Annotated in this window: 1 protein-coding gene and 2 pseudogenes; all 3 read right to left on the bottom strand. The window is 76.1% G+C overall.

Annotated features, from left to right (window positions below):
• Positions 1–606: pseudogene (locus ACWCSD_RS51585) on the bottom strand (hypothetical protein); the annotation flags it as partial.
• Complete coding sequence (locus ACWCSD_RS51580) at positions 603–2,153, bottom strand: N-acyl-D-amino-acid deacylase family protein (protein WP_449927057.1); 1,551 nt, start codon at positions 2,151–2,153, stop codon at positions 603–605. The pseudogene ACWCSD_RS51585 and the gene ACWCSD_RS51580, both read right to left, overlap by 4 nt.
• A 41-nt stretch (positions 2,154–2,194) precedes the next feature.
• Positions 2,195–2,392 (bottom strand): annotated as a pseudogene (locus ACWCSD_RS51575) (ABC transporter ATP-binding protein); the annotation flags it as partial.

Genomic DNA, 2,392 nt, shown 5'->3' with positions numbered 1-2,392 from the left:
GGCCCCCTCGCAGCGCAGGACGGCGGCGTACTCCTCGGCGTTCGTCGGGTGCTCGGGCACGCGCCGGCCGAGGATGCCCTCCCTGCGCAGGTCGTCGATCGGCTGGCCGATCGTGGAGTAGGCCAGGACGCGCATGGCCAGGTCCTCGATGGCCACCGCGCCCCCGACGCGGGCGGCGACCTGGTTGGCCAGCGCGAACAGGTCGCCCGCCTGGCCGCCGCCCAGGTCCGCGGCCGGGGCGACGAGCGCGAGCAGGGCGTCCACCAGGGCGTAGAGCTGGCCCCAGGCCAGGCCGGGGGCGGCGGCCAGCAGCGCCACGCCCGCGCCGCGGGCCGCCTCGGTCAGCGCGGCGGCGTCGCCGATCCCGGCCCGGACGACGACCGCGCTCACGCCCGCCCCGGCCGCGCTCTCCAGCAGGGACGGCTCCGGCCTGCCGGTGGCCAGCAGCAGCGCCCCGGCGTAGGCGGCCAGCGGCTCGTCGGAGCCGTGGATGACCGGCGCGCCCACCATCGCCTGGCGGCCGGCCGGCAGGCACAGCGCGCTCACCGTCTCCGCGCCGAGGCTGTCGAGCAGCACGCCGAGCGTCACCCGGCCCTGGCCGCTCACGCCCGGCCCCCGCGCAGGAGACGTCCGTGCCGGCCGCCGGTGAACTCGCCGTCGTCGATCACCATGCGGCCGCCCAGGAGCACGTGGGTGACGCCGGCCGGGCGGGTGGCGGGCTGGTCGTAGGTGCCGTCGTGGCGGATGGCGGCGGGGTCGAACACGCACACGTCGGCCACCGCTCCCCTGCCCAGCCAGCCCCGGTCGGCCAGGCCGAACTGGGCCGCGGTGGCCGAGCCGACCTTTCTGATCGCCTCGGCCATCGGCACGACCCCGCGCTCGCGCACGTACTCGCCGAGGAAGGTGGGGAAGGTGCCGTACGTGCGCGGGTGGGTCGGTCCGTCGGGGGGCCCGCCGTCGGAGCCGATCGACACCAGGGGGTGCCGCATGATCCGGGTGACGTCGTCGTCGTGCATGGTGTGGAAGACGCCGTCGGCGTGCGGGTCGGCCATGAGCAGGTCGCACAGCGCGTCCCAGGGCTCGCGGCCGTCCAGCAGGTCGGCCAGCGATCGGCCGGTGACGGCGGCGGAGGAGTGCCGCAGCAGCCGCACGTCCTCGGGGTGCGTCTCCCGCCACAGGCCGACGCCGGTCGTGCGCTCGGGATCCTCGGCCAGCGCGCGCAGCGCCCGCCGTTCCGCCGGGTCGGCCAGCCTCCTGAGCAGCTCCGGCTCGCCGCCTTCGCACGCGGCGGGCGGCAGCAGCGCGACCAGCCCGGTGCAGAACGCCCGGTACGGGTACACGTCGGCCCGCACGTCCACGCCCCGGACCCGGGCGGCCGTCAGCTTGTCCAGCAGCATGGCCGACGAGCCGTGCACGGCCCGGCCCGACGCCTTGCAGTGGGAGACCTGGAGCCGCACCCCGGCCGCCGCGGCGACCTCGACGGCCTCGTCCAGCGCGCCGGCCAGCCCCTCGCTCTCGCTGCGCAGGTGGGTGGCGTAGACGAGGTTCCAGCGCCGGGCCGCGCGGGCCAGCGCGATCAGCTCGCCGGTGCCGGCGTAGGCGCCCGGCACGTACTCCAGGCCGCTGGACAGCCCGCACGCGCCCGCGGCGAACGCCTCCTCGGCCAGCTCGGTCATCCGGTCGAGCGCGCCGGGCGGCGGCGCGGCGTCCATGCCGCAGACGGCCGTGCGCAGCGTGTTGTGGCCGACGAGCGCGGCCAGGTTGTTGGTCGTGCCCTCCCGCTCCACGGCGTCGAGGTAGCCGCCGAAGGTGGTGAAGGCGTGCTCGCCGAAGATCCCGGGGGTGAAACGGGCCGACTCGGGGTCGGCCGGCCCGCAGGAGAAGCCGCAGTTCCCGATGATCTCGGTGGTGACGCCCTGCCACAGCTTGAACGGCTGCGCACCGGCCATGAACGGCACGGTGTCGGAATGGCTGTGCGGGTCGATGAAGCCGGGCGCGACGACCATGCCGTCCACGTCCACCACGCGGGCGGCCCGGCCGAGGTCGCGGCCGGTCGCGGTGACGCGTCCGCCGCCGATGGCCACGTCCGCGGTGCGGCCTGGCGAGCCGAACCCGTCGTGCAGGGTGCCGCCGCGCAGGATGAGGTCGTGCATGCAGGTATTACCTTTCCCGGGTACGAGATTCGTCGGTCATGTCAGGGGACGGCCGCCACCAGGCGCCTGGTGTAGTCGTGGGCCGGGGCGTCCAGGACGGCCGAGGTCGTCCCCTCCTCCACGACCGCGCCCTTCAGCAGCACCACGGTCCTGGCGGCGCCGGCGGTCTGGGTGCGGTCGATGATGTCCAGGACGGCGTTCCTCGTCTCGCGGAAGGCGGCGGCGGTGTCGTCGGCGGC

The organism is Nonomuraea sp. NPDC001684 (assembly GCF_053596515.1).
Note: the sequence above shows the minus strand (reverse complement) of the source record. Positions and strands in the feature narration are given on the sequence as shown.

Bases quoted from the DNA above. Each gene is read 5' to 3' on its own strand.
- ACWCSD_RS51580 (WP_449927057.1), bottom strand. From the start codon at position 2,153: ATGCACGACCTCATCCTGCGCGGCGGCACCCTGCACGACGGGTTCGGC.